The organism is Pseudanabaena sp. UWO311, assembly GCF_006937785.1.
Classification (GTDB): Bacteria; Cyanobacteriota; Cyanobacteriia; order Pseudanabaenales; family Pseudanabaenaceae; genus Pseudanabaena.
In genome coordinates this window covers 12572-37035 of the sequence record NZ_SJEE01000041.1, presented here as the reverse complement: position 1 = coordinate 37035, position 24464 = coordinate 12572, and the positions used below count along the sequence as shown (strand labels likewise).

The following is a 24464-nucleotide window of genomic DNA, read 5'->3' as shown; positions in this document are numbered from 1 at the left end:
AATTACAAATTTGAGAATCAGTTAACGTTAGCTTTGGTTAGCTCGGCAATTGGCGCGATCGCCCTCAACTTTAACTTAGGATGGTCAGCCTCAACTTGATTTAAATTCCATTGATTCTTAAATAGCAAAACAGGGCGATTCCAGCTATCTTTAACCACCATCGTGTTAAACAACCTGCCAACAGCTTCTAAAGCATCCCAGCCATCCTCAACCCATCGCGCCACCGAATAGGGCATAGATTCCAAAATCGTTTCCACACTATATTCACTTTGGAGACGATATTGAGCCACTTCAAATTGCAACTGACCCACAGCCGCAAGAATCGGATCGCGCTTAGCCTCATCAACAGAATACATGATTTGAATAGCACCTTCTTCTTGAAGTTCAGAAATACCTTTGCGGAACTGCTTGAACTTAGAAGGATTAGGATTGCGGAGAGTACAAAATAGCTCAGGCGAGAAGCAAGGAATCCCCGCATATTGGCGTTTTTTACCAATATAAATCGTGTCCCCGATCGCAAACATACCTGGATTATTTAACCCAATCACATCACCAGCATAAGCAACATCGATCGCCTCACGATCTTGACCAAATAGCTTTTGAGCATGGGATAACCGAATATTTTTGCCACTCCGCAAATGGGTAACACTCATGTCCTTCTCAAACTTGCCAGAGCAAACGCGCACAAAGGCAATGCGATCGCGGTGACGAGGGTCCATATTTGCTTGCAGCTTAAATACAAACGCCGAGAAATCCTCATCAGTTGGCGACACTTCGCCACTAGAGCTGTCATGAACCGTAGGAGTCAAGCCACATTCAAGGAAAGATTTTAAGAATAGTTCCACACCAAAATTAGTCATCGCACTACCAAAGAAAATCGGTGTGAGCTTACCGCGATGCAAATCCTGAGTATTCCATTCAGCACCAACAGAATCAAGAACCTCCAAATCTTCTAAAAGCTGATTATAAAGATTTTGACCAATAAATTTGATAGCCTGCGGATCGTCAAAAGGATAAATATTTACCTCAGCTTCTCGCTGCCCATGAGAGCTTCGCTTAAATAGATGCACCGTTTTGCTAGCGCGATCGTACACCCCTTTAAACTGATCGCCCGTACCGATCGCCCAATTCATCACATAGGGAGTGATCCCCAATTCTTTCTCGATTTCGTCCAATAGTTCCAGTGGCTCACGGGTCGGGCGATCCATCTTATTGATAAACGTAAAAATAGGCAGCGATCGCAACCGACAAACTTCAAACAATTTACGTGTCTGAGGCTCTAAACCCTTTGCACCATCAACCAACATCACCGCATTATCAGCAGCAGCAAGAGTTCGATAGGTATCTTCACTAAAATCTTTGTGCCCAGGGGTATCCAGCAAATTAATGCAATAGCCCATATAGTCAAATTGCAACACCGTCGAAGTAATCGAAATGCCGCGTTGTTTTTCTAATTCCATCCAGTCAGAAGTAGCATGACGTTGCGCAGCTCTAGCCTTAACCGCCCCCGCAAGATGGATCGCACCTCCGTATAGCAATAGTTTTTCGGTTAACGTCGTTTTCCCCGCATCGGGGTGGGAAATGATTGCAAAGGTGCGTCGCCGTTCGACTTCGCGCTCTAACTCTTGCCACAGTTGACTCATGGAAATTTTAACGAACTTTTTTAGATTTATTGGTACTGCATCTATTATGCTTACTTTTTAACGCATTAACGCAAATAATCGAAATGCCAGAAATAATCCATGAAAAATTTGAACTAACGGGCGAATACATAACTTTGTGCAACTTATTAAAAGTTTGTGGGGTAGCGGATACTGGTGGAGCAGCAAAGTTAATGATTATTGACGGCGATGTTGAGGTCGATGGTCAGATGGAATTACGCAAAGGTTGCAAAATTCGCGCTGGTCAGACTGTAAGTGGCTACGGTTTCGTGATCGATGTGGTGCAGTAAATGGCAGTCTAAAATATTGTCTTTTATGGCAAATTATGGTCTAACGTCTCAACCCGATATTCATAAAAAAGCACCGCGCATTGGCACTTTTTCGTGAATATCGGGTTGGTTTGATCGCAAAGCAATATGTTTAAGTCAGCAATTGTGCGAATTGACCACCATTAGCGATCGGGCTAGCATAAAGCCATATCAGCTTTATATTTTGTTGCTCTAAACCTCTGACTACTAGCCATATTATTAATATGTTTCACAATATGCCGCTAATGGTTACTTTAGCGGTCACTGTTGGGTTGCAAATGATGGCAATAGTTTTGTGGAGCAGAAATCTACTTGATGGCAATATTAATAGTCAATTAGATCCTAAACCACAATATTTAAGTATGCTGAATATTGACAACGTGAACGATCCGATATTGCTAGTACCTTTAGGGGGAATCACGCTCCTGTTCGCTATTGGCATCATCTTGGTGCGATCGAGCATTGTTTCTTTACAACGCTTAAAAAAATCAAATCAGGAACTAGAATCTCTCGTTAAAGAAACAAGCTATGAGTTAGATGCCTCCAAAGCATCGTTACAAAGAACTAACTTCATTTTGTCTCGGCGTGAACAGCAACTACGCAAACAGCAGAATGTTTTGTTTGATTTAACCAAAGATAAGGCAATCAATCAAGGGGACTTTATTGTCGCAGTACAAAATATTACCAGAACAGGTAGCTATGCCTTAAATGTTGAGCGAGTAAGTATTTGGCTCTTCGATAAAAGGAAAACTGTATTGCATTGCCTCGATCTTTATCAAAAAAGCTTGCATTTACATACTGAAGCAGAAGCCTTAACCGCAGCAGAATATCCTAGCCTTTTTGATGCTTTATTAGAGAACCGCATCATCGCGGTCGAAGATGTCCAAGATGACGATATTTTTCGCGAATTAGTCTTCCCATATTGCATACCTTTTAATATTGTTTCAGTTCTCCTCTCTAGATTTGAAGTAGGCGGCGAAATCATTGGTATACTCGCATTTGAACATACAGATATTGAGCATCTATGGCTAGAGGAAGAAATCAGTTTTGCTAGTTCTCTAGCTGATCTATTAGCTTTAGGAATGGAAGCCCAAGAGCGCCGTCGTGCCGAAGAAAGTTTACGGGTTGAGCAGAAGAAGTCAGAACGTCTCTTACTGAATGTTTTACCGCAAGAGATCGCTGAGCGGTTGAAAAATGTACAATCTAAAACAAAGCTACATTTAAAAACTAGTGGCACAATCATTGCGGATTCCTTTGAAGAAGTTACAGTTCTATTTGCCGACATTGTAAACTTTACAGAATATGCAGCTTCTATTTCTGCAAGCGAATTAGTCAATGTTCTGAATGAGATTTTTTCGGAATTTGATCATCTTGTGGAGCAGTATGACTTAGAAAAAATTAAAACTATTGGCGACTCTTATATGGTAGTGGGCGGGCTACCAGTGCCTAGCAAAGATCATGCAGAGGCGATCGCGGAAATGGCTTTACAAATGCAAACTGTGATTCAAAAATTTAAGCGGACTGATGGCACTAATTTTTCGTTGCGGATCGGGATTCATACTGGACAGGCGATCGCAGGTGTAATTGGCACGAAAAAATTTATTTATGATCTTTGGGGAGATACTGTTAATGTAGCAAGTCGGATGGAGTCCTATGGTATTGCAGGCTGTACGCAAGTCACTGAAGCAACCTATCAACTTTTAAAAGAAAAATATCACCTCGATCGGAGAAGTGCGATTAATATTAAAGGTAAAGGAGAAATGATCACTTATTTACTGAAAGGTCGAAGATAAATATAAAATTCAAAAAATATAGTTGTCAGTTGCGAAGGCTTTAAAGGTTTTTAATCGGGTTTTTAATTATGCTGAGGCATTTCTAGTAATTCTCAATATTGATGATGCGACATGTTTAAAATCCCTTATATAACTAAGCCATTCAAAAATGTTCCCCTTAAAATTGTTTTAATTGTTCCATTTGTGATCCAGATTTGTCTAGCATCAGGAGTAATTGGGCTATTCACTTTTCGCAACGGGCAACAAAAAGTAAGTGCGATCGCCTCCAGCCTGAGTAGTGAAATGGGCGATCGCATTAGTACAGAACTCCATAGTCATTTACAATTGACACCGAATATCAATCAGGCAAATATTGATATAAGTACATTTCTTCGAGGTCTAAAATATAGCGAAAAAGGACGAGTTTTTATAATTGAGCGATCGGGCTTGGTAGTTGGTAATTCTGATGCAGAGAAAAACTTTCAGATCGTAAATGGCAAGCCACAGCGACTAAATATTCTTGATAGTAAAGATCCTCTATCGCGATCAACGGCGCAATATTTACTGCAAAAGCATGGCAAATTTGAGGCAATTAAAGGAACCGAACATATAGAAGTTGCTTTTGCTGGTGAAGAATATTTTATTCGAGCACAAAATTGGCGGGACGGTAATGGACTAGATTGGTTAATAGTGATCGTTGTTCCTGCTTCCCAATTTACAGGCTCAATGCAAAATCAAACACAAACGATGATTTTGTTATATTTGGCTGTGTTAGCGATCTCTATTTCAATCGGAATTCTCACTGCCAGATTTATTAGCACGCCTCTTCACAAACTTAGTGAAGCATCCCTAGCGATTACCCATGGGAAGATTGACACTAGAGTTCAAATAGAAGGAACTAGTGAAATTAGAGCGCTGTCTGAATCCTTTAATACGCTAGCAGAAATGATGGCGAATTCACTTTTGCAACTAGAAAAGTCAAATCAAGAATTAGAATTACGTGTTCAAGAAAGAACCCATGAATTGAATGCCTCAAAATCCTCACTCCAACGCACCAATTTTTTGTTGAGTCGCCGCGAAAGTCTGCTTCGTAAACAGCAAGATATTCTATTCAGTTTAACTAAAGACAAAGCAATTAACCAAGGGAATTTTATCGATGCTGTCCAAAATATTACTCGCACAGGTAGCCAAGCTTTAAATGTTGAGCGAGTTAGCATCTGGCTATTTGATAAAACTAAAACTCTATTACATTGTCTGGATCTATATATTAAGAGTACTAATATTCATACAGAAGCAGATTTTTTGACTTCTCAGAACTATCCCAAATTTTTTGCAGCCCTCCAAGTGAAACATAGCATGGCTGTTGAAGACGTTCAAGAAGAAGAATATTTACAAGAGCTAATAGATTCCTGTTTTAAGACCGCAGGAACCGTATCTTTATTAATCAAAACCTTTGAAGTCGATGGTCAAGTAACTGGCATAATTGCTTTTGAACATATTGAAGTAGAGCATTTGTGGCTATCCGAGGAGCTAAGTTTTGCTAGTTCTTTAGCGGATCTTTTATCCTTAGGAATGGAGTCTCAAGAGCGACACCGTGCTGAAGAAAATCTCCGAATTGAGCAGATGAAGTCAGAGCGCTTACTGCTAAATGTTTTACCACAAGAGATTGTGGAGCGTTTGAAATTATCGCAGTCAAAAGCTTTAGCCAATAAAATTTCTGAGACATATGCTAACCAAATGCCAGATATATCCTCAGATCCTATGTTAGAAAATCTGACTAATGGTACTAATGGAGCAATTGTCGCCGATGCCTATGATGAAGTTACGGTTTTATTTGCAGATATCGTAAATTTTACTGAGTATGCAGCAGCTATTTCTGCTAGCGACTTGGTAAACTGTCTGAACGATATTTTCTCGGAATTTGATCGTCTTGTTGATTTATATGATCTAGAAAAGATTAAAACCATCGGTGATTCATATATGGCAGTGGGTGGTCTGCCAATACCTAGTAAAGATCATGCGGTGGCGATCGCAGAAATGGCGCTGGAAATGCAAATATCAATTCAAAAATTTAAACGCTTGGATGGCAGCCCCTTTTCATTACGAATTGGCATTCATACTGGACAGGCGATCGCAGGCGTAATCGGCACGAAGAAATTTATTTATGATCTATGGGGAGATACTGTTAACGTAGCAAGTCGGATGGAGTCCCATGGCGTTGCTGGCTGCATTCAAGTAACAGAAGCAACCTATCAGATCTTAAAAAACAAATATCAACTTGAACAGAGAAATGCTATTAATATCAAAGGCAAAGGAGAAATGATCACATACTTACTCCAAGACCGGCTTGAGGCATAAAAAACTAGTGAAACTGGTTATAAATGATGTTGAAAATTTCATATACACCTAAGTCATTTCAAAATATTCCGTTAATGGTTATTTTGGTAGTGCCTTTTGTAGTGCAGGTGTGTATTACGGTTGGTGTAGTTGGCATATTTTCTTTTCGGAATGGACAGCAAGCAGTCGGAGATCTCGCGACTCGGTTCAGTGGAGAAGTCAGCGATCGCATTAGTACAAAACTTGATAATTACTTTCAAGTCCCATCGCAAATTAATCAGACTAATGTCGATGCAGTAAAGCTAGGGTTGCTAAATTTAAAAGATTTTCAGAAAACAGGACATTTCTTTTGGACACAAATAAATTTGCATCAAGTTGGTTATATTAATTTTGCTTTTGACAACCAAGAATTTATTGGTGTTGAGCGTAGAGACGATGGACAAATCGTAATTAATGAGACAACCTTAGCACGAGGAATTACTAAAACAGCTAGATTTTCAACCGATAGCGAAGGTAATCGCCAAAAATTGATTGGAGTAGTCGAAACTGATGATGATGTCCGACAAGAAGCTTGGTATGCGGATGCCATAAAAGCAGGCAAGCCAACTTGGTCAAGCATTTATCAATGGATTGATCGTCCTGAAGTTTTGTCTATTTCCCATAGTTATCCACTTTACGATCGCGATCGCAAAGTGATTGGGGTAATGGGTGTTGACTTTATTCTCACGCAATTGAATAGGTTCCTTGTTGATTTAAAACCAGACCCGTCAGGACGTATTTTTATAATTGAGCGTTCTGGATTAATCGTAGGAACTTCTAATAATGAGCCTACTTTTTCAATTGTCAATGGAAAGCCCCAACGGCTCAATATTCTAAATAGTAATGACCCCCTGTCAAGAGCTACAGCCCGCTATCTAATTAATGAATTTGGTAATTTCAATTCACTCGAAGGAAAAGAACACTTAGAACCTAATTTTGAAGGGAGCAAGCAGTTTATTCAAGTTCGTACTTGGCGCGATCGTGATGGACTAGATTTGTTAATTGTGGTGGTGTTGCCTGAATCTAGTTTTATGGAACAAATTAATAGTCGCAACCAAGTCACGATTTTATTTAGTTTTGGGGCGCTAGTTTTTGCGATTTTGCTGGGAGTAGTGACAGCTCGTTATATTACGGCTCCATTGATCAAATTAAGTGGTGCATCTCAAGCGATCGCAAATGGCGATCTAGACTCTAGGGTTTTGGTAAAAGGCACTAGCGAAGTCAAAGTTTTGTCTGAGTCATTTAATCGCATGGCAGAAATGCTTACAGAATCATTTAATCGCCTCGAAAAAGCGAATGTGGAGTTAGATTCACGAGTGCATCAAAGAACCAGCGAACTAGCTGAGAGTGAGCTATCACTGAAACGAAATAATTTTTTATTGCAACGTCGCGAACAGCAACTGCACAGACAACAAAAAATCTTGATTGATCTCACCAAAAACAAGGCTCTCAACTTAGGTGACTTTATTATGGCAGTGCAGAATATTACCGAAACAGCTGGTCAGACAATGGATGTCGAGCGTGTGAGTGTCTGGCTATTTGACAATCCTAAAACCAGACTACATTGCCTCGATCTCTATATACAAAGCAGCAATATTCATACCGAGGTGGATTTTCTAGGAGCAGACAGATTTCCCAGCTTTTTTGCGGCATTACAAGAAAATCAGAACTTGCAGATAGAAGATGTACAGGATGAAGAAATATTAAAAGAGCTACGACCAGACTATCTCAATCCTCTTGGTGTTGTATCTCTACTGACATCGTCATTTGATATTGGTGGTGAAATCATAGGCTTTTTGATGTTTGAACAAGTCGGTATAGAGCGTTTGTGGCTGCTAGAGGAAATTGGATTTGCTAGCTCTTTATCAGAATTATTGTCTTTAGGGATGGAAGCTCAAGAACGCCGACGTGCCGAGGATGATTTGCGAGTTGAGAAAATGCGATCGGAACGTCTGCTGCTCAATGTTTTACCAAAAGCGATCGCCGAGCGATTGAAGTCTTCCCCAATTTATACTCCTATCAATATTCCTACTAATAGAACTTCTGCGATATTGACTAAGTCGATATCCAGACTCAAGACAGAAAGCGGTACGATTGTTGCAGATACTTTCGAGGAAGTAACAGTTCTATTTGGCGATATCGTCAGCTTTACAGAATTTGCGTCATCGGTAACAGCAAATGAACTAGTAAATATGCTCAATGAGATATTCTCAGAATTCGATCGCTTAGTTGATCATTATGGCTTAGAAAAGATCAAAACGATTGGAGATTCTTATATGGCAGTCGGTGGGTTGCCTGTGCCAAGACCAGATCATGCTGAAGCGATCGCGTCAATGGCTCTAGATATGCAGCAGTCAATTTGCAGTTTTATCCGCCCCGATGGAAATCCCTTCCAGATGAGAATTGGGATGCATACTGGACAAGCCGTTGCAGGTGTGATCGGCACGAAAAAGTTTATCTATGATCTTTGGGGAGACACGGTAAATATTGCTAGCCGCATGGAGTCTCATGGTATTGCAGGTTGCATTCAAGTCACGGATGTAACCTATCAGATTTTAAAAAATAAGTTCCAATTTGATACCCAAAGAACAATTGAGATCAAAGGTAAAGGCGAAATGACTACTTATTTCCTCACAGGACGCAAAGCGCAGATTTAATTTTTAGTGGTGCGGCTTTGCCGCACCACTAAAAATTAAATCTGTAATGCTTGCAACGCTAAGTGAAATGCAGTAATAGATTTAGCATCAAGACGAGCATCCGCACTCTGCGATCGCAATAGCTTTTCGATCTCTTCACGACTGAGCAATACAACTTCTATCTCTTCATCTTCATCCTGAGCAGGAGGATGTTCCAGCTTTTCGAGTCCTTGAGCTAGATATGCATGAATAATCTCGTCAGAATAACCTGGACAAAGATAGAAACCGCCTAAATACTGCCACTGACTAGCTCGATAGCCTGTTTCTTCTTCGATTTCGCGCTTAATCGTCACATCATGCTCTTCCCCAACTTCCAATGTTCCTGCTGGAAATTCGAGTAAATAGCGCTGAATCGCAAATCGATATTGCTTAACTAACACAAATTTGCCATCTGCTGTTACAGGAACCGCCATCCCTGCCCCTGGATGCTTAATATATGCATATTCGCCTGTAACACCGTGGGGTAATTTAATGCGATCGACATGAAAGGAAAATTTACTGCCTTGATAGCTGAGTCGATTTTGTAAGATTTCTGAAGGTATAAGTTCTGACATGGCTATTTTAATTAACTAACTCCAGCACATTTTGTCACAAGATGAGATGCCATGCTTCACGTCCTTACTAGCTAAAGCTTTAAAAGCTTTAGCTTAAAATATCAATTTTGCATGATATGCTAGTCTTGGCATATGCGTAATGTGAGTGATTTATCTTTGAAGCCTGTTGAGTGGATTGGGAGTTCGCTAAATGATTTAAAAGATTTCCCAGACGAGGTTCAGCAAGTTGTGGGTTATGCTTTGTATATCGCTCAATGTGGAGACAAACATCCTGCGGCTAAGCCACTTAAAGGGTTTAAAGGTGCTGGCGTTGTGGAGGTAGTAGAAGATTTCGATGGAGATACTTATAGGGCAGTTTATACGATCAAATTTGCTAATGTGGTTTATGTTTTGCATTCCTTTCAGAAGAAATCGAAGCAGGGCATTGCTACTCCCAAACAAGATATGGATTTGATTGAAGCAAGGCTAAAACGAGCTAAAGAACACTACTCTGAGCATTACAACAAGAAATAAAGGAAGCTACAAAATGACTGAAGAGATTAAGGTACAAAAAAGTAGTGGTAATGTTTTTGCAGATTTGGGATTAGAGAATTCTGATGAGTTGCTGGTCAAAGCAGAACTTGCTTATAAAATTAGCACTATAATTGCTAAGTTAGGAATCACTCAAGTCGAAGCAGCTAGACTATTGGGAATCGATCAGCCTAAGATGTCTGCTTTGATCAATGGCAAGTTATCAGGCTTCTCGACTGTGAGGTTGTTTAGATTTTTAAATTCTCTTGGTCGAGATGTGGAAATAGTGGTGAAAGATAAGCCTAAATCTCGTTCTCAGGCGCGTACTCAGGTTGTGAGTGGATAAAGTGCTTTATTTCGCTTATTGGAAGTAGTGATATAAATTAGCGATCGCTACATTAAGAGCGATCGCGCAATAGCTCCTAAATCTAAAGCTTTATGATCTCATCCCAAAAAGTGCGTGGATTGATTATTGAAGTATTTTCAACTGGATTTAATACAAGTAAATCACTATCTCCAGTAATCAGATGAGAAGCATCGCCATTTAGCGCTAAGTCGATAAATTTATCATCTTTTGGATCTCGACATAATTGAACTTGATTTAAAATTTCGACAAACAACCATACCGTTTTGATACAGATAGATAATCCATCAATATCGTTATGGTCAATATATTTAGAAAATTTTGAGCTTCCTAAAACAGATAAAACTTCGTTGAGAGTAGCAGCAGAGTATAAAATTACGCCGTTGTCTTCTCCCCAATTTAGGATTTTGGCTGAAATTGAATTTGGAGATAAAATGGCGCTGATTAAAACATTTGTATCGAGAACCAAACGCATAGAACTATTGGTTATCACTCAACAGTTCGTTTAATTTTTCTTCTGTTAAGCCACTTTTTTGAGCTTTCTTGCCAATACTATCTCTAAATTGTTGAAATTCTTGAATGTTGATACGAGTAATTCGTTGATAGTCTTCGATGGACATAATCACCGCAACATCACGATTCTGTTTGCGGATCATCACAGGTTCACGCTGGGCTTTATCGATGACTGCGCCAAAAGACTGTTTGGCTTCTGTTGCTGAAACAATTTGCATAGCTTTAGCTCTTTTTCTTATATTATAGACAAAATAGACAATTTGTCCATAATTATGAACGCGATCGCAACATCAGGCGATCGCGTACCTACATAAAGATTTTGTTATAATTTTAATCTCGAAGCAATAATTCAATCAACCAACCCAAGACAATGTTATTTGCATGATTATCGTTCGAGAACCTACTACTTCAGGAAAAATCATAGAAATGGCGGAACCATTCTTTGGTCTGAGAATTAAACTTGCAGTTGATGTAACAAAAGAAATTCTGGCTGGTGGTGGTGAACTTCATTTTGATTGTGAGCAGTTATTGCTAGATGATGGTAGTCAGCAAGAAAATATCTGGGGTGCGGATTGGTATCCTCTAACGAAAGAGGTAGGGTTTGAATCAATTATTAACATCCGTCCTCGTCAACAAAACATGACGATGGGAGTCAGAGATTTACAACTCAAAGCGAGAATTGAAAAAATAGTTCGTTATCTTTTGGAGGTGATGTAATGGAACGTCAAAGTCTATATGAAAGATTTAAACTTTTAAGTTGGCAGCAGCAGATCGGCAATATCGCTTCAACTCTTGCTAATATATCGCGCTATGCAGATTCTCCTGCTTATGATGAACTCACTAAGCTTTCTCTGCGTGAGTCGGCTTTAGCTATTGATTGGTGTGTGTCAAATGTTCCACAGCAGTTTTTGATAGATCTAGCGATGATGCATAGGGAGTTATTAGCATGGTGGCAAGTTTTTCCTGTGGAGCCGAGATCGCTTTTAGCCTTGCATACTCGTCATCAGTCGGATCGTTTATTAGTGATGGCGGGATTGATGGGTGTGGATTGCGAATCGCAATCTATCGATGTTGAGTCTGAATCTAACAGATTACATAGTGTTGATATTTCACTTGTAAAAGAAACCCTTGTTTCTGCTTAGTTAAAATTGGAAGTAGTAGTATAAATTAGCGATCGCCATATCAGACGATTGTTTAACTACATCTGCTTTTAAAGCTTTATGCCCTGAAGCTTGAGCTTTTTCGACTACTTCATACTCATATTTTGAGCGTAAGTCTGGTGAAGCCATTAACTTAAGTTGATCACGAAGAGATTCAAAATGAGATTTTGGTTTTAACTCGTCATAGATTTTTTGTTCGGGAACTTCAAAGTTGCTAAGTGCAGAGGTCATCTCTTGAGGAACTGGGCTTAGTTCAGAACTTTCTAATAACTTTAAGTCAGATGCGGGTAAAGATTGAATCCATTCGGATTGTTCTTGCCAAGATGATAAAACTACTAAATCTTGAGTGCAAATACGGCTGATTTCTGGATAGAGTAAATCTATTTCTTCTTGGGACTGAACAGCATTACTAACATCAACAATATCTTGACGAATGCTGACTTGCAGACTTTTTAATCCTTGGGTGACTGCGCCTGATTGCTTTTGGATTTGGTAGGTCATGATGATTGTTTGTTCAATCGCCCAAGCGCATTCCATTCTTCTTAATTTACCTAGCGCTGAAGTTTCTGAAAGTAGTTGATTATTTCGGTAATCAGCGAGGGCAACTGAAAGCAAGTGTCTAGCGCTTGCTAAACCTTGATCTCTAATATGAGGATCAGTAAGTAAGGACTGTTGGATTAACTTAGTGGCTGCCAAAAATTGACTATAGGCGTGAATGAGAACGACTCGATGCTGTTCAAATTTGATATCTGCGGCGACTTCATCAATATGATTTAAGATTTCAGCACCTTGATCTTTAAGTGCTTTTTTGAGATCAATAAAGCCATCTCTGATCTCAACTCGCATTTGGCGAACGTCTTCGCGTAGTTTCAGGATTTGATGTAAGCTTGCTGCGGAAATTGCTACGTTTGCGATCGTTCCCACGCCAATTAATGCTGTTGTGGCTTGTAAAACTCCTAAATTATGTTGAATTGCAGTAATACCATCACTCATGCCCTTGATATTGTATTTAATACCTGCAACTTGATCTATGACAGTATCAACTCCAATTTGAACATTTTTTATGTCTTCTTTGACTCCACCAATATCTTCTCGAATATTGGCAACACCTGTATTGATAGAGTTCTGAGTACCTTGAATATCAGACCTGACGTTTTTAAAGCCTGTATGAGTTTGATAAGTTTGATAACCTTGCAGTGCGCCAAATATTAACTGTGTAGGAAAAATCAGAGGATTTGTAGAAGAAGGTGGCTTTGCAACTTCTAAAAATCTACCTGTGACAAGACATCTAGCGATTGGCAACAATATTCCTGTTTTATGTGCGACTTGTACTGCTTTACCAGAAAGCATCAGTGCTTGGGTTGCGGTAGAAAAGATGTAATTCATAGTACACAAATCCTAGAAAAAGCTCTTTAAAAGCTTTATTTCGTTAAATATTATCAGATTTTATTGTGTAAATGATTTTTTAAGGCTTCATTTCTGATAAATTCTAGATAACTAGATTTGAAACGCAAGCATGAATACTCAACTTATTGGTAGCCAAGCGGTCAAACTCCTGTCAAATTTGACTGGTCAAGACTTTACGGTACATGACATTACGCCGCAAGTGGTGTTTATGGCTAACGTGATCGCGTTGTTGAAAGGGGTAATTCATGCGGATGCGAAAGTTAGCGAAGATGAAGTTTCTCAATTTAGGGCGACACTTAGCAAACTCAATGTGGGCAATAAACAGACATTTGAGTTGTCAAAGCTTTTGTATTCAGGCATTCAAAAATATAAACTGCATTCTGAAATAGATGATTTTCTGATTTTGCTTGTTCCACTAAGTGAAGCAGAAAAACTGCTCTTATTTGGCTTAGGATACAGAATGACAATGGCAGATTCCAGTTTAGATGAGAGTGAGCGTAAATATTTACGGGATTTAGGTAAACGATTAGAAATAGAATCGCGTCATCATGATGTTTTAGAATATAGTTTTGGCGGCAAGTCTTATAACAATCAAGATTTTCAAGAAGTATGTGAGCTGATCGATCCTGCTCGTTTTCATGATTTGGGAACTGTGTTTGTGAATGCAGCAGATGATTTGCTAACTGCTTTAAATCAGCTTGTTAAAACTGAGATTAAAGAACCTCAAAATGTACCCAGTTCGACAGATTCAGTAAGTGGGGAGTATCAAAAGCTGCAAGGTTTTCAACTACAGAAACAATCTTTGCTCAAACGGATTAATCATTTATCTCAACTGATTGATGGCGGTATTAAAGAGAGCTTTATACCTATTACCTTTCGAGATAAAATCCAATCTATTAAAGACAAATTGGAATCACAACGTTTTCGAGTGGCGGTGATTGGTGATTTTAGTCAAGGTAAATCGACTTTGCTCAATGCTTTGCTAGGTGAAGAAATTCAACCCGTGAGGGCGATTCCTTGTAGTGGTACTCTGTCAGTTTTGAAATATGGCGATCGCAAGCGGGTAGTTTGTCGTTATCGTGATGGCAGTGAACAAGAAATTGCGGTTGAAGATTATCAGAAAAAAGCGGCTATTTCTAAGGAAGCGGCTCTAAATAACCGTAGTGAAGAACTACTTAACTCTTATATTGCCGAAATTATTTTTGAGCATCCCAATCTGTTGCTATGTCGTAACGGTGTAGAAATTGTGGATTCTCCTGGGCTTAATGAACATCCAGATCGTACTAGGGTTACGGAGGAGTTGCTGAAGGAAACCGATGCAATTCTATTTATGACCAATGCGAATAAATTACTAACTCAGGGAGAAAGGGATATTATCACCAGAATTAAAGAACGTGAAGGGGTTCGCCCATTAGAAAATCTATTTCTGGTTGTCAATTTTATGGACAATTTGGATAGTGATGAAGATCGGGAAGATGTGCAAATCGCTGCTAACAGCATTATCAAGGATGGCTCTATCACAGGCAAAGATAGAATCCATTTTGTTTCTGCAAAATCTGCTTTGAAAGCTACTCTCGGCAATACATCGAATGAGTATCTAGTCAGTTTTCAAAATTTTACACAAACTTTAGAATCTTTCTTAACTGATGAACGTGGATTTGTAATTCTACAATCTGCAACTCAAGATCTGAATGAGCTTACTCAAGAGTGTGTCAGTGAAATAAATAATGCGATTGATAGCCTTAACACAAACTTGGAAGCTTCCTATAAAAAAGAAATTTTAGAACGAATTGGTGAAGCAACTGGAAGGTTCGTAACTATCCGTAAAATGGTTGATTACTTGAGAAAACAGACTAATGATTTAGCCCTAATCTCTTGGCAGGAAAACAGCACTAAATTTCAGGCAAAGATTGAACAATGGAGCAAAGATTGGAAAACTGACCATAACCCGCTTTTTAGTCGTGACTCACTAATCCAAGATTACGTAGGACAATTCAGTAAATCACTTCAAGATGAAATTAACTTATGGGTACAACTCCACTTAAACAATGAGATTATTTCCCCTAAATTAAATCTACTGGATAGAGGAATCAAAGAAGAATTGACAGCGCTTAATTCTAGTTTTTCTGGTCTTGACAAAAAAATTGGCACAAATTTTGACGATAATTTCAGACCAGCTTTTAATAATTTTGATGCGAGTTATGTAGCAGCATGGACTGCTGGCGGTGTAGTTGGCGGAGGTGCTGGTGCAGCAGCAGCTTTCTTTATGATTCCAGCTTTAGCATTAGGTCCCGCAGTTATTATCGGTATTGCCGCCGCCGCATTACTTGGGGGAGGAGGTTTATGGGCTTCAATGGCAGATGCTTACTATCAGATTGGGAAACAGGTCTGTGATTCTGGATTTGGAGAGTTTAAGAAATTAGAAGATAGTATCAAAGAAAAAATTAGTGAGTTCATTGCGACTTTATTTGATAACCGTATCCAGTCAGTTGACTTACTGATCAAACAAGTTATTTCTGAATATGAAAATCGGTTAGAACTTGAGGAGAGGAAACAACAGGAAGAAGGCGATCGCTTAAGATCGTCAATATCTAGCAAAAAACAAGAATTTGAAAACACCCTCAAATCCTAATAAAACTATGATCAAACAAATTACCCTAGAAGTCGAAGCCCCTATCGCTGACGCATACCAAAATGCGATCCCAGAACATCGCCAAGCATTACAAGCGATCGTCAGTCTATATTTAAAATCTATCTCTATCCCACAGCAAATAGTCCCTAAAGAAGCTAATGCAAAATCAGATCAAAAAGACGTTAATCCCGATCAAGAAATTCCTAACAAAAAGCCAAAGCGCACAACCCCAACCCATCTAGCTGGAAAAATCGAAATTTTAGGTGATATTGTTAGCCCAATCGTAGATGAAGAGGACTGGGAATGCCTGAAATGATAATTCTCGATACCCACATCTGGATTTGGTATGTCAACGAAAACTTCGATCAAATTCTTACACAATGGCTAGAGCAAATTCGGCAATCAGAAATAGTTGCAGTGTCAGCAATGTCTTGCTACGAAGTTGCGCTAGCTTATAACAAAGGCAGATTAGCGATACATATACCCGTTCAAGATTGGCTTACTGATTCGTTAGCTCCCGCAGGAATCGATCTATTGCCACTGACTCCAGAGATTACAGTCAGAGCCGTAAATCTATCGCCCATTCACAAAGATCCCTTTGATCGCCTAATCATCGCTACTGCTTTAGAATATGGCGCAAAACTTGCAAGTGTTGACAACTTATTTTCTAAATATCCTGAGCTAAAAAATTATCTGATGTAAATTCTGCACAAATAAAAAAGCCCCTCCTTGCGGAGAGGCTTTTTTATTTCGAGATGACTAGGTCAAAAGATTAACCGTTGATAGCAGGAGCAGCCATTGCTACAGGAGCTACATCAACAGCAGCCAAATCGAGTGGGAAGTTGTGAGCGTTGCGCTCATGCATTACTTCCATACCCAAGTTTGCGCGGTTGATTACGTCAGCCCAAGATGGTACTACACGACCTTGGCTATCGGAGATTGATTGGTTGAAGTTGAAACCATTCAAGTTGAATGCCATGGTGCTTACGCCCAATGCGGTGAACCAAATGCCGACTACTGGCCATAGTGCCAAGAAGAAGTGCAATTGACGGCTGTTGCTGAATGATGCGTATTGGAAGATCAAGCGTCCGAAGTAGCCGTGGGCTGCAACGATGTTGTAGGTTTCTTCTTCTTGTCCGAATTTGTAGCCTGAGTTTTGGCTTTCATTTTCGGTTGTTTCACGAATCAAGCTGGAGGTTACGAGTGAACCGTGCATGGCACTGAACAATGAACCGCCGAACACGCCTGCTACTCCTAACATGTGGAAGGGGTGCATCAGGATGTTGTGTTCTGCTTGGAATACGATCATGAAGTTGAAAGTACCAGAGATTCCCAAAGGCATACCGTCAGAGAATGATCCTTGTCCGATTGGGTAGATCAAGAATACTGCGGTTGCTGCTGCTACTGGTGCAGAGTATGCTACTGCGATCCAAGGACGCATACCGAGGCGGTAGGAGAGTTCCCATTCACGTCCCATGTAGCAGAAAATGCCGATGAGGAAGTGGAATACTACTAGTTGGTATGGGCCGCCGTTGTATAGCCATTCGTCGAGGCTGTCTGCTTCCCAAATGGGGTAAAAGTGCAGGCCAATCGCATTTGAAGATGGTACGACTGCGCCAGAAATCATGTTGTTGCCGAATAGCAAGCTGCCAGCTACTGGCTCGCGGATGCCGTCGATGTCAACGGGTGGTGCGCCTACGAAGGCAATTACGAAGCATGTGGTTGCTGCTAGTAAGCAAGGAATCATGATTACGCCGAACCAACCTACATATAGGCGGTTGTCGGTGCTGGTGATCCAATTGCAAAACTGATCCCACAGGGAGGCGCTTTCGCGTCTTTGTACTGCTGTTGTCATTTTTGTGTTTTAGTTTTAAGTTTTTGTTTTAATAAGCATTTATCGCTTACGTAAACAAATATATCAAATTGTAAAGTTTTGTCAATGTGCCTTTATGTAGAGTCGAGGTTACCGCCCACAACCCATCCTTGACAAAAAAAAGAGCGCTTAGCGCTCTTTTTTTGGAATTTTGACTATTCGTAAACCCAAGAAGTAATGCTTGGAGTCCATTCAACTAGTTCTTCTGAGTTAAACCACAGTGCAATCTCGGTTTGAGCAGTCTCGATCGCATCAGAACCGTGAATAATATTACGTCCAATATTTACACCGAAGTCTCCACGAATTGTCCCTGGTTCCGCAGTAAGAGGGTTAGTTGCGCCAATGATTTTACGAGCTGAAGCAACTACACCATCGCCTTCCCATACCATTGCTACTACAGGGCCTGAGGTAATAAAGTCAACTAGTCCAGCAAAGAAAGGTCTTTCTTTGTGAACCGCATAATGCTTTTCGGCTAGTTCGCGGGTGGGGTGGATCAATTTGAGCCCGACGAGCTTAAAGCCTTTGGTTTCGTAACGACGAATAATTTCTCCGACTAGGTGACGTTGTACGCCATCGGGCTTGACTGCCAAAAAAGTACGTTCCATGATTCCTGTAAAATTGTTAAGCAATTGTAAAAAAGTTTATAGAAAGCATTATTTCATTTTAGGGAGCGCAAATTATAGCTCTAGCTATTTATTTTAGACCATATCTTTTTATGAGAGCCAGCCTAAGGCTGGCTCTCATAAAAACGATTTTGGTGTTTCTCGCGCCAAAGGAGTTAGAAACACCAAAATCGTTTTCATATTGAGAGTAGAATTGTGGAGATTCTCGCCACAACTCTACTCTCGGTTTTTCTGTTACCAACCATGTTCTGCTAAAAATGCTGGCGTTACTAAAGTTTTAGGCGGATAAGAAGGATTGTTTTGCTGTGGATTGCCTAATCTTAAAAACTTTTCGACATATTTACCCAGCAAATCACCTTCTAGATGAACTGAGCTACCAATATCTAGATCTTTTAAAGTAGTGTTTTCATATGTATGCGGAATTACGGCAACTCGAAAATTTGTGCCTGAGTCATTGCAATAGGAAATTGTTAGGCTAATGCCATTAATCGCAATGCTACCTTTAAATACTATGTAACGAGCAACGTCAGGAATAGCGTCAAACCCTAACTCCCAAGAATTACCAATAAGGGCGCGATCGCATAATTTGCCCATGCCATCAATATGTCCTGAGACAAAATGACCGCCGATTTTATCACCGACGGCTAGAGCGGTTTCGAGATTTACATACTTTAATTTGCGATCGCCAAAATTAGTACGTCCTAGAGTTTCAGGTGACACATCAGCTACAAAATTAGTATCAGAAATATAAGTTGCAGTAAGACATACCCCGTTGACAGCAACGCTATCACCGATCGCAATATTTGCCACGAGATCAGGACAATGAATCACAAGGCGATCTCGATCACGTTGCTCAATAATTCCGATAGTTTGAACGAGTCCTGTAAACATACTCCCTTCCCAGTCATTAATTAGTGGTGGCACGGCAAAGTCTCACACCACTAAGTTTCACTTTACAACACTTCAAATACGTTAAGGATAGTCGGTGCAAAGCGCTGCCTATCCTTAACGTATTGCTAACGAGGTCAACTTATCAATGGTACGTGCTGACTGCTTAGCTGGATTTGTAATTGGTTGGCGATCGCGATTTAGCCAAAATGCTGAAATTCCCGCAGCACTTGCCCCCATATAATCTTCGCCAAAACTATCGCCAATATGCCATGCCAAATCAGGTGATTTTTCAATTTGATGTTTGGCTAATGCTACTTCAAAAATTAAGGGATCTGGCTTAGCTGCACCAGTCTCCGTAGAGATTGTAACTGAACTAAAGTAATCCTTTAGCCCTAAATTCTCCATAACTGCATAGATCCGACTATCAAAATTTGATAGCACGCCCAAAGTAATTCCTTGCTGATGCCATTCATCCAGCGCTAATCGAGTATCTTCGTAAATAAACCAAGGTTCAGCCGTTGCAAAATAAGCATAAAGACTCTTAAAGAAACCTTCAAAATCTAGAAATTTAGCCAAATCAAATGTTTGACTAAAAGTTTTTTCGGCAAGCGATCGCCACCATTCATACTCAGCGTTCGGAATGTCAGACTGGGGCAAATTAGGAAAAGCAATCCTTGGAGCAATTTGAAAAACTTCGTAAAAAGCGCGATTAATTAACCGAGGGTCAAGGCTAACATTAAAATCTGCCGCGATTTTGGCATATTGTTCACCCACACTACCTCTAACCCCAAACAAGGTGCCAACTGCATCTACATAAATAACCTGAGGCGATCGCATTATATTTAGGGAAAATTACTGAGATAAACTATTAGTCATACTGATACAATGGCTGCCAAATCTTGTAAAAACTGCCTCTAATATTGTATTAAAACTACATTCCATTATGACAGATGTTCAGTTTCTAATGATGAGATGGTTAGAGTAAGGAGCACTTTTATGCATATATCTCAGTTTAATAGGTTAATTCTATTGACATTAATTGCCTGTACTCCATTACCTGCTTGGGCACAGACTACCACAATTGACAAACCTTCTGCCCCAGCACCGTCAAATTCTAACCTAAAGCCTTTAGTCAATCTTAATGGTGGCACTCAGACTTTAAATGTAAGCGAGTCTCAAGATACATTTCGCTACACTCTTGGTGCAGGAGACAATATCAAGATCGAAGTGTTTAACGTGCCAGAACTATCAGGAACTCAAACTATTGCCCCTGATGGAACAATCAATGTTTCCTTAATTGGTGCTGTCAAGCTAGAAGGATTAGGGCTAGATGAAGCAAATGCTTTACTGCGAGAAAAACTAAACCCTTTTTTAGTAAGGAATATTGTCAATATCTCTTTAATTTCTCCTCGCCCATTAAATATTGCGATCGTCGGAGAAGTTAATCGACCAGGTCCACGTTTTTTAACTTATGTAGGAACAACGGGATTAGGTAGCAATGCTGCAACATTAACAAGAGCATTGGAATCAGCCGCAGGGATCACCTCACGAGCCGATATTAGTAATATTCAAATTTCACGTCGTGATGGGACTCTCGGTCGCCGCATCATAAAGGTTAACCTCCAAAACCTTTTAGAGAAGGGCGATATTAGTCAAGATGTTCGCATCCTTGATGGAGATTCAATTCTCGTACCACCACTATCTCAAGCAAGTGCATCCCAGCCTCGCACCGTCAGTAATTCCACTTTTTCCCCTGACACTTTTACTATTCAAGTAGCGATCGTTGGTGAGGTTAATCGGGTAGGTCCACAAACTTTAGTTTACTCAAGGAATGGTGTTGTTCCCACTGGGCTGACAGGTGCAACCACAGCGGCTGGAACTGCATCGGGTGGGGGGCCAGTTACACTCAGTCGAGCCTTACAGTCAGCAAATGGAGTAACTGAAATTGCTGATATTCGCAATGTGCAGATTTCACGCTTAAACGATAAGGGTCAGCGCACAATTGTTAAAGCGAATTTGCTTGATTTAATTACCAAGGCTGATCTAAGTCAAGATATCACTCTTACAGATGGTGATTTGATTACTGTCCCTCGTCTAGAGAAAACAAATCCCACTGAGTATCTACAAGTTGCTAAAGCTACTTTTTCTCCTACAGTAATTACTGTACAAGTAGTTGGCGAAGCTGTTCGTCCGGGTCCGATCCAAATGAGACCGAATAGTTCGTTTACCGAAGCAATTTCTTTTGCGGGTGGACTAACCAATGACGCTGATTGGCGATCGGTTGAGCTTTATCGAGTCAATCCCGATGGCTCGATTATGCGGCGCAATCTAATTGCTGATTTGAATCTTCCTTTAAATGAAGAATCTAACCCAGGCTTACGCGATCGCGATGTGATTGTAGTGCGTCCATCATTTGGATCAAGCCTACTTAACTCGGCTACGAGATTTCTTGGTAATATCGTCACGCCGTTCTCTTTAGTGAACAACCTTTTTAGATAAACATGAAAATTTTAGTTACTGGTGGTGCTGGCTTCATTGGCTCGCATCTAGTTGATCGCTTGATGGAATCTGAACATGAAGTTATTTGTGTTGACAACCTTTATACAGGCAGAAAATCTAATAATGCTCAATGGAGCAAACATCCTGATTTTCAATTCATCGAGCATGATGTAGTCGATTCGATCATGATTGACAATGTCGATCAAATCTATCACCTTGCTTGTCCAGCTTCACCCGTACATTATCAATCTGACCCAATTCAAACTGCTAAAACCAACTTCTTAGGAACCCTAAATATGTTGGAATTGGCGAAACAATCCAAAGCAAGAATTTTGTTAGCATCGACTTCGGAAGTTTACGGTGATCCATTGATGCATCCCCAGGTCGAAAGCTACTGGGGTAACGTCAATTGCACAGGCATTCGTAGCTGCTATGACGAAGGTAAACGCGTTGCAGAGACTATTACTTTTGATTATCATCGTCAGTTTGGTGTTGAGATTCGCGTTGCACGGATTTTCAATACCCATGGGGAGCGAATGCTAGAGAACGATGGGCGTGTCGTTAGTAATTTTGTGGTTCAAGCTCTTAAAGGGATTCCACTCACTATTTATGGGGATGGCTCTCAAACGCGTAGCTTTTGCTATGTATCAGATCTTGTGGAAGGATTGATGCGTTTAATGAATGGAAGTTATATTGGGCCTGTAAATTTGGGGAATCCTGGAGAATATACAATTTTACAATTGGCTCAAACTATTCAAAATATGGTTGATCCTACAACAGAACTAATCTTTAAGCCATTGCCACAAGATGATCCCCAACGCCGCCAACCTGATATTTCACAAGCTAAATTGCATTTAGGGTGGGAACCAACCGTTCAGTTAAAAGAGGGACTCTCGAAGACGATCGCTTATTTCCGCGATCGTCTCAAAAACCAAGACTTATAAAAATCAGTTTCAGATCGATAGACAAAAAGCCTATCGATCTGAAACTGATTTCTTTCTGAGCAGCAAAAAATTATTAAATATTAGGTAATAGAACATGCGTGTTTGTGTAATCGGAACTGGTTATGTGGGTTTAGTCACAGGAGCTTGTCTGGCTTACATTGGTCATGACGTGATTTGTGTCGATAATAATGAGGAAAAAGTCAAGCTGATGAAATCAGGGCAATCGCCAATTCATGAGCCAGGATTACCAGAAGTTATAGCTGAGTCAATCCGTAAAGGGAAGATCGAATTTACAACAGATATTGCGGCAGGTGTGAATCATGGTGAGATTCTCTTCATTGCTGTGGGTACTCCATCTCTAGCTGATGGTCGTAGCGATATGCGCTATGTTGAAGCTGTCGCAAGGAGTATTGGGGAAAGTCTTACTGAAGGATATCGTGTGATCGTCAACAAGTCTACAGTGCCAATTGGGTCTGGCGACTGGGTACGCATGATTGTACTAGATGGAATGGCAGGCAAAAGTAATATCGATCAGATTCAGTTTGATGTGGTCAGTAATCCAGAATTTCTGCGCGAGGGTGTAGCCGTTTTCGATACATTTAATCCTGATCGCATTGTGGTTGGCAGTGGCAGCGATCGTGCTCTTAAGCTAATGCAAGAGCTGTATACGCCAATTATTGATCGCTCTTTTGCTGAAGACAAAACTCTGCCACCAGTACCTGTAGTAATTACCGATTTGAACTCAGCCGAAATGATTAAGTATGCGGCGAATGCATTTCTTGCCACCAAGATCAGCTTTGTCAATGAAGTAGCAAACATTTGCGATCGCGTTGGTGCTGATGTTAAAGAAGTTGCCAAGGGAATTGGTTTAGATTCGCGTATTGGCTCGAAGTTCTTGCAAGCAGGTATTGGCTGGGGCGGTTCATGCTTTGGGAAGGATGTCTCAGCTCTAATCTATACGGCTGAGGACTATGGCTATTCCACCGAGATTTTAAAAGCTTGTGTAAAGGTGAATGAATTGCAGCGCACTTTAGTCGTAGAGAAGCTGCAACAAGCTTTGAAAATCCTGAAGGGAAAAACCATTGGTTTATTGGGAATGACCTTTAAACCAGATACTGATGATATGCGTGATGCACCTGCCTTGACCTTAATCGATCAGCTCAATCGTTTGGGAGCAAGAGTGAAAGCCTATGATCCTCTAGTTTCTCAATCAGGATTACGTCAAGGTTTCTCGAATGTGATAGTTGAAACCGATCTAGAGCGTTTAGCCGATGGCTGCGATGCGGTGGTATTGGTGACTGATTGGAAAGAGTTTTTAGCGATCGACTATGCTAAGATGCTGACTCTGATGGCACATCCTGTAATTATCGATGCGCGTAACTTCCTTGATGGTAAAGCTCTTAAAGCCCTTGGATATCAATATATTGGCATTGGACGATAGTAATAAATCGTTCCAAAAGAGAGTTGTGGTGCAAAGCACCACAACTCTCTTTTGTTTTTTCTCTGTAGCGTCTATAAAGCTGCATGTATCGTTTGATGCTGAGTCTTAATATAAATAGTTGTACCTTCAGACTACAATCACTAGGTATTGAGTAACTAAACCAAGAAATTAAGCTTTTGGTTTAGTTACTCAATACTGAATCAAGCAAGATACTAAAAAACGCTTCTAAGTAACTCCTTA

At 40.2% G+C, this 24464-nt stretch carries 23 protein-coding genes; 14 read left to right on the top strand and 9 right to left on the bottom strand.

Features of this window, described 5'->3' with window-relative positions:
• Positions 1-17 precede the first annotated feature (17 nt).
• Positions 18-1643: a peptide chain release factor 3 gene (locus tag PseudUWO311_RS21735; protein WP_142657320.1), complete on the bottom strand. Its 1626-nt coding sequence runs from the start codon at positions 1641-1643 to the stop codon at positions 18-20.
• An 83-nt stretch (positions 1644-1726) separates the two neighbouring features.
• Here PseudUWO311_RS21735 and PseudUWO311_RS21730 point away from each other — a divergent pair, with 83 nt between their 5' ends.
• The 4 genes from PseudUWO311_RS21730 (at position 1727) to PseudUWO311_RS21715 (ending at position 8774) form a co-directional block, all read left to right on the top strand.
• Positions 1727-1951 (top strand): RNA-binding S4 domain-containing protein, encoded by a 225-nt coding sequence (locus PseudUWO311_RS21730; RefSeq protein ID WP_190303609.1) that lies wholly within the window; start codon positions 1727-1729, stop codon positions 1949-1951.
• A 242-nt stretch (positions 1952-2193) separates the two neighbouring features.
• Positions 2194-3762, top strand: a complete 1569-nt coding sequence (locus PseudUWO311_RS21725; RefSeq protein WP_411730245.1) for an adenylate/guanylate cyclase domain-containing protein — start codon at positions 2194-2196, stop codon at positions 3760-3762.
• Between the two features lie 111 nt (positions 3763-3873).
• Entirely contained in the window at positions 3874-6099 is a 2226-nt protein-coding gene (locus PseudUWO311_RS21720; RefSeq protein ID WP_142657319.1) for an adenylate/guanylate cyclase domain-containing protein, read from the top strand.
• A gap of 23 nt (positions 6100-6122) precedes the next feature.
• Complete coding sequence (locus PseudUWO311_RS21715; protein ID WP_142657318.1) at positions 6123-8774, top strand: adenylate/guanylate cyclase domain-containing protein; 2652 nt, start codon at positions 6123-6125, stop codon at positions 8772-8774.
• A gap of 35 nt (positions 8775-8809) precedes the next feature.
• Here the strand turns inward: PseudUWO311_RS21715 and PseudUWO311_RS21710 are convergent, their stop codons facing one another.
• Complete coding sequence (locus PseudUWO311_RS21710; protein ID WP_142657317.1) at positions 8810-9367, bottom strand: NUDIX hydrolase; 558 nt, start codon at positions 9365-9367, stop codon at positions 8810-8812.
• Between the two features lie 132 nt (positions 9368-9499).
• Between PseudUWO311_RS21710 and PseudUWO311_RS21705 the strand changes: the two genes are divergently transcribed.
• Positions 9500-9880, top strand: a complete 381-nt coding sequence (locus tag PseudUWO311_RS21705) for a type II toxin-antitoxin system RelE/ParE family toxin (RefSeq protein ID WP_223807683.1) — start codon at positions 9500-9502, stop codon at positions 9878-9880.
• Between the two features lie 13 nt (positions 9881-9893).
• Positions 9894-10223 (top strand): helix-turn-helix domain-containing protein, encoded by a 330-nt coding sequence (locus PseudUWO311_RS21700; RefSeq protein ID WP_142657316.1) that lies wholly within the window; start codon positions 9894-9896, stop codon positions 10221-10223.
• 82 nt (positions 10224-10305) lie between these two features.
• Here the strand turns inward: PseudUWO311_RS21700 and PseudUWO311_RS21695 are convergent, their stop codons facing one another.
• Both PseudUWO311_RS21695 and PseudUWO311_RS21690 read right to left on the bottom strand, forming a co-directional pair.
• A complete protein-coding gene (locus tag PseudUWO311_RS21695) occupies positions 10306-10716 on the bottom strand; it encodes a putative toxin-antitoxin system toxin component, PIN family (RefSeq protein WP_142657315.1) in 411 nt (136 codons plus the stop codon).
• Between the two features lie 4 nt (positions 10717-10720).
• Positions 10721-10972 carry a type II toxin-antitoxin system Phd/YefM family antitoxin gene (locus PseudUWO311_RS21690; protein ID WP_142657314.1) on the bottom strand — a complete coding sequence of 84 codons (252 nt, stop codon included), beginning with the start codon at positions 10970-10972 and terminating at the stop codon, positions 10721-10723.
• 163 nt (positions 10973-11135) lie between these two features.
• Between PseudUWO311_RS21690 and PseudUWO311_RS21685 the strand changes: the two genes are divergently transcribed.
• Both PseudUWO311_RS21685 and PseudUWO311_RS21680 read left to right on the top strand, forming a co-directional pair.
• Positions 11136-11471 carry a DUF5674 family protein gene (locus tag PseudUWO311_RS21685; protein ID WP_142657313.1) on the top strand — a complete coding sequence of 112 codons (336 nt, stop codon included), beginning with the start codon at positions 11136-11138 and terminating at the stop codon, positions 11469-11471.
• Positions 11471-11896 (top strand): hypothetical protein, encoded by a 426-nt coding sequence (locus PseudUWO311_RS21680; protein WP_190303608.1) that lies wholly within the window; start codon positions 11471-11473, stop codon positions 11894-11896. Before PseudUWO311_RS21685 ends, PseudUWO311_RS21680 begins: the two co-directional genes overlap by 1 nt.
• On the opposite strand, the gene PseudUWO311_RS21675 is transcribed toward PseudUWO311_RS21680, so the two are convergent.
• Positions 11897-13300 carry a hypothetical protein gene (locus PseudUWO311_RS21675; RefSeq protein WP_223807682.1) on the bottom strand — a complete coding sequence of 468 codons (1404 nt, stop codon included), beginning with the start codon at positions 13298-13300 and terminating at the stop codon, positions 11897-11899. It lies immediately after the preceding gene.
• Between the two features lie 130 nt (positions 13301-13430).
• Here PseudUWO311_RS21675 and PseudUWO311_RS21670 point away from each other — a divergent pair, with 130 nt between their 5' ends.
• Genes PseudUWO311_RS21670 through PseudUWO311_RS21660 form a run of 3 tightly spaced genes read left to right on the top strand, consistent with a single transcriptional unit; the run spans position 13431 to position 16655 of the window.
• Complete coding sequence (locus PseudUWO311_RS21670; RefSeq protein WP_142657312.1) at positions 13431-15953, top strand: dynamin family protein; 2523 nt, start codon at positions 13431-13433, stop codon at positions 15951-15953.
• Positions 15954-15960: 7 nt separating this feature from the next.
• Positions 15961-16269, top strand: coding sequence for a hypothetical protein (locus PseudUWO311_RS21665; RefSeq protein ID WP_142657311.1), 309 nt, complete (start codon positions 15961-15963; stop codon positions 16267-16269).
• Positions 16257-16655, top strand: coding sequence for a type II toxin-antitoxin system VapC family toxin (locus tag PseudUWO311_RS21660; RefSeq protein WP_190303607.1), 399 nt, complete (start codon positions 16257-16259; stop codon positions 16653-16655). Before PseudUWO311_RS21665 ends, PseudUWO311_RS21660 begins: the two co-directional genes overlap by 13 nt.
• Before the next feature lie 70 nt (positions 16656-16725).
• On the opposite strand, the gene psbA is transcribed toward PseudUWO311_RS21660, so the two are convergent.
• The 4 genes from psbA to PseudUWO311_RS21640 form a co-directional block, all read right to left on the bottom strand.
• The gene (gene psbA, locus PseudUWO311_RS21655; protein ID WP_142657310.1) at positions 16726-17808 is read right to left on the bottom strand and encodes a photosystem II q(b) protein; all 1083 of its coding nucleotides are present in this window, start codon (positions 17806-17808) and stop codon (positions 16726-16728) included.
• A gap of 173 nt (positions 17809-17981) precedes the next feature.
• Positions 17982-18431, bottom strand: a complete 450-nt coding sequence (gene ndk / locus PseudUWO311_RS21650) for a nucleoside-diphosphate kinase (protein WP_142657309.1) — start codon at positions 18429-18431, stop codon at positions 17982-17984.
• A 252-nt stretch (positions 18432-18683) separates the two neighbouring features.
• Complete coding sequence (gene ribE, locus PseudUWO311_RS21645; protein ID WP_142657323.1) at positions 18684-19340, bottom strand: riboflavin synthase; 657 nt, start codon at positions 19338-19340, stop codon at positions 18684-18686.
• Between the two features lie 114 nt (positions 19341-19454).
• Positions 19455-20177: an HAD-IA family hydrolase gene (locus PseudUWO311_RS21640; protein ID WP_142657308.1), complete on the bottom strand. Its 723-nt coding sequence runs from the start codon at positions 20175-20177 to the stop codon at positions 19455-19457.
• Positions 20178-20336: 159 nt separating this feature from the next.
• Here PseudUWO311_RS21640 and PseudUWO311_RS21635 point away from each other — a divergent pair, with 159 nt between their 5' ends.
• From PseudUWO311_RS21635 to PseudUWO311_RS21625, 3 genes are all read left to right on the top strand, one after another.
• Complete coding sequence (locus PseudUWO311_RS21635) at positions 20337-21839, top strand: SLBB domain-containing protein (protein WP_142657307.1); 1503 nt, start codon at positions 20337-20339, stop codon at positions 21837-21839.
• A 2-nt stretch (positions 21840-21841) separates the two neighbouring features.
• Complete coding sequence (locus PseudUWO311_RS21630; RefSeq protein ID WP_142657306.1) at positions 21842-22783, top strand: UDP-glucuronic acid decarboxylase family protein; 942 nt, start codon at positions 21842-21844, stop codon at positions 22781-22783.
• A 94-nt stretch (positions 22784-22877) separates the two neighbouring features.
• Positions 22878-24224, top strand: coding sequence for a UDP-glucose dehydrogenase family protein (locus tag PseudUWO311_RS21625; protein WP_142657305.1), 1347 nt, complete (start codon positions 22878-22880; stop codon positions 24222-24224).
• The last annotated feature ends 240 nt before the right edge of the window (positions 24225-24464 follow it).

Excerpts from the sequence above, each read along its gene's own strand:
- PseudUWO311_RS21735 (WP_142657320.1), bottom strand. The coding sequence starts at position 1,643 with ATGAGTCAACTGTGGCAAGAGTTAGAGCGCGAAGTCGAACGGCGACGC.
- PseudUWO311_RS21730 (WP_190303609.1), top strand. The coding sequence starts at position 1,727 with ATGCCAGAAATAATCCATGAAAAATTTGAACTAACGGGCGAATACATA.
- PseudUWO311_RS21725 (WP_411730245.1), top strand. The coding sequence starts at position 2,194 with ATGTTTCACAATATGCCGCTAATGGTTACTTTAGCGGTCACTGTTGGG.
- PseudUWO311_RS21720 (WP_142657319.1), top strand. The coding sequence starts at position 3,874 with ATGTTTAAAATCCCTTATATAACTAAGCCATTCAAAAATGTTCCCCTT.
- PseudUWO311_RS21715 (WP_142657318.1), top strand. The coding sequence starts at position 6,123 with ATGATGTTGAAAATTTCATATACACCTAAGTCATTTCAAAATATTCCG.
- PseudUWO311_RS21710 (WP_142657317.1), bottom strand. The coding sequence starts at position 9,367 with ATGTCAGAACTTATACCTTCAGAAATCTTACAAAATCGACTCAGCTAT.
- PseudUWO311_RS21705 (WP_223807683.1), top strand. The coding sequence starts at position 9,500 with ATGCGTAATGTGAGTGATTTATCTTTGAAGCCTGTTGAGTGGATTGGG.
- PseudUWO311_RS21700 (WP_142657316.1), top strand. The coding sequence starts at position 9,894 with ATGACTGAAGAGATTAAGGTACAAAAAAGTAGTGGTAATGTTTTTGCA.
- PseudUWO311_RS21695 (WP_142657315.1), bottom strand. The coding sequence starts at position 10,716 with ATGCGTTTGGTTCTCGATACAAATGTTTTAATCAGCGCCATTTTATCT.
- PseudUWO311_RS21690 (WP_142657314.1), bottom strand. The coding sequence starts at position 10,972 with ATGCAAATTGTTTCAGCAACAGAAGCCAAACAGTCTTTTGGCGCAGTC.
- PseudUWO311_RS21685 (WP_142657313.1), top strand. The coding sequence starts at position 11,136 with ATGATTATCGTTCGAGAACCTACTACTTCAGGAAAAATCATAGAAATG.
- PseudUWO311_RS21680 (WP_190303608.1), top strand. The coding sequence starts at position 11,471 with ATGGAACGTCAAAGTCTATATGAAAGATTTAAACTTTTAAGTTGGCAG.
- PseudUWO311_RS21675 (WP_223807682.1), bottom strand. The coding sequence starts at position 13,300 with ATGAATTACATCTTTTCTACCGCAACCCAAGCACTGATGCTTTCTGGT.
- PseudUWO311_RS21670 (WP_142657312.1), top strand. The coding sequence starts at position 13,431 with ATGAATACTCAACTTATTGGTAGCCAAGCGGTCAAACTCCTGTCAAAT.
- PseudUWO311_RS21665 (WP_142657311.1), top strand. The coding sequence starts at position 15,961 with ATGATCAAACAAATTACCCTAGAAGTCGAAGCCCCTATCGCTGACGCA.
- PseudUWO311_RS21660 (WP_190303607.1), top strand. The coding sequence starts at position 16,257 with ATGCCTGAAATGATAATTCTCGATACCCACATCTGGATTTGGTATGTC.
- psbA (WP_142657310.1), bottom strand. The coding sequence starts at position 17,808 with ATGACAACAGCAGTACAAAGACGCGAAAGCGCCTCCCTGTGGGATCAG.
- ndk (WP_142657309.1), bottom strand. The coding sequence starts at position 18,431 with ATGGAACGTACTTTTTTGGCAGTCAAGCCCGATGGCGTACAACGTCAC.
- ribE (WP_142657323.1), bottom strand. The coding sequence starts at position 19,340 with ATGTTTACAGGACTCGTTCAAACTATCGGAATTATTGAGCAACGTGAT.
- PseudUWO311_RS21640 (WP_142657308.1), bottom strand. The coding sequence starts at position 20,177 with ATGCGATCGCCTCAGGTTATTTATGTAGATGCAGTTGGCACCTTGTTT.
- PseudUWO311_RS21635 (WP_142657307.1), top strand. The coding sequence starts at position 20,337 with ATGCATATATCTCAGTTTAATAGGTTAATTCTATTGACATTAATTGCC.
- PseudUWO311_RS21630 (WP_142657306.1), top strand. The coding sequence starts at position 21,842 with ATGAAAATTTTAGTTACTGGTGGTGCTGGCTTCATTGGCTCGCATCTA.
- PseudUWO311_RS21625 (WP_142657305.1), top strand. The coding sequence starts at position 22,878 with ATGCGTGTTTGTGTAATCGGAACTGGTTATGTGGGTTTAGTCACAGGA.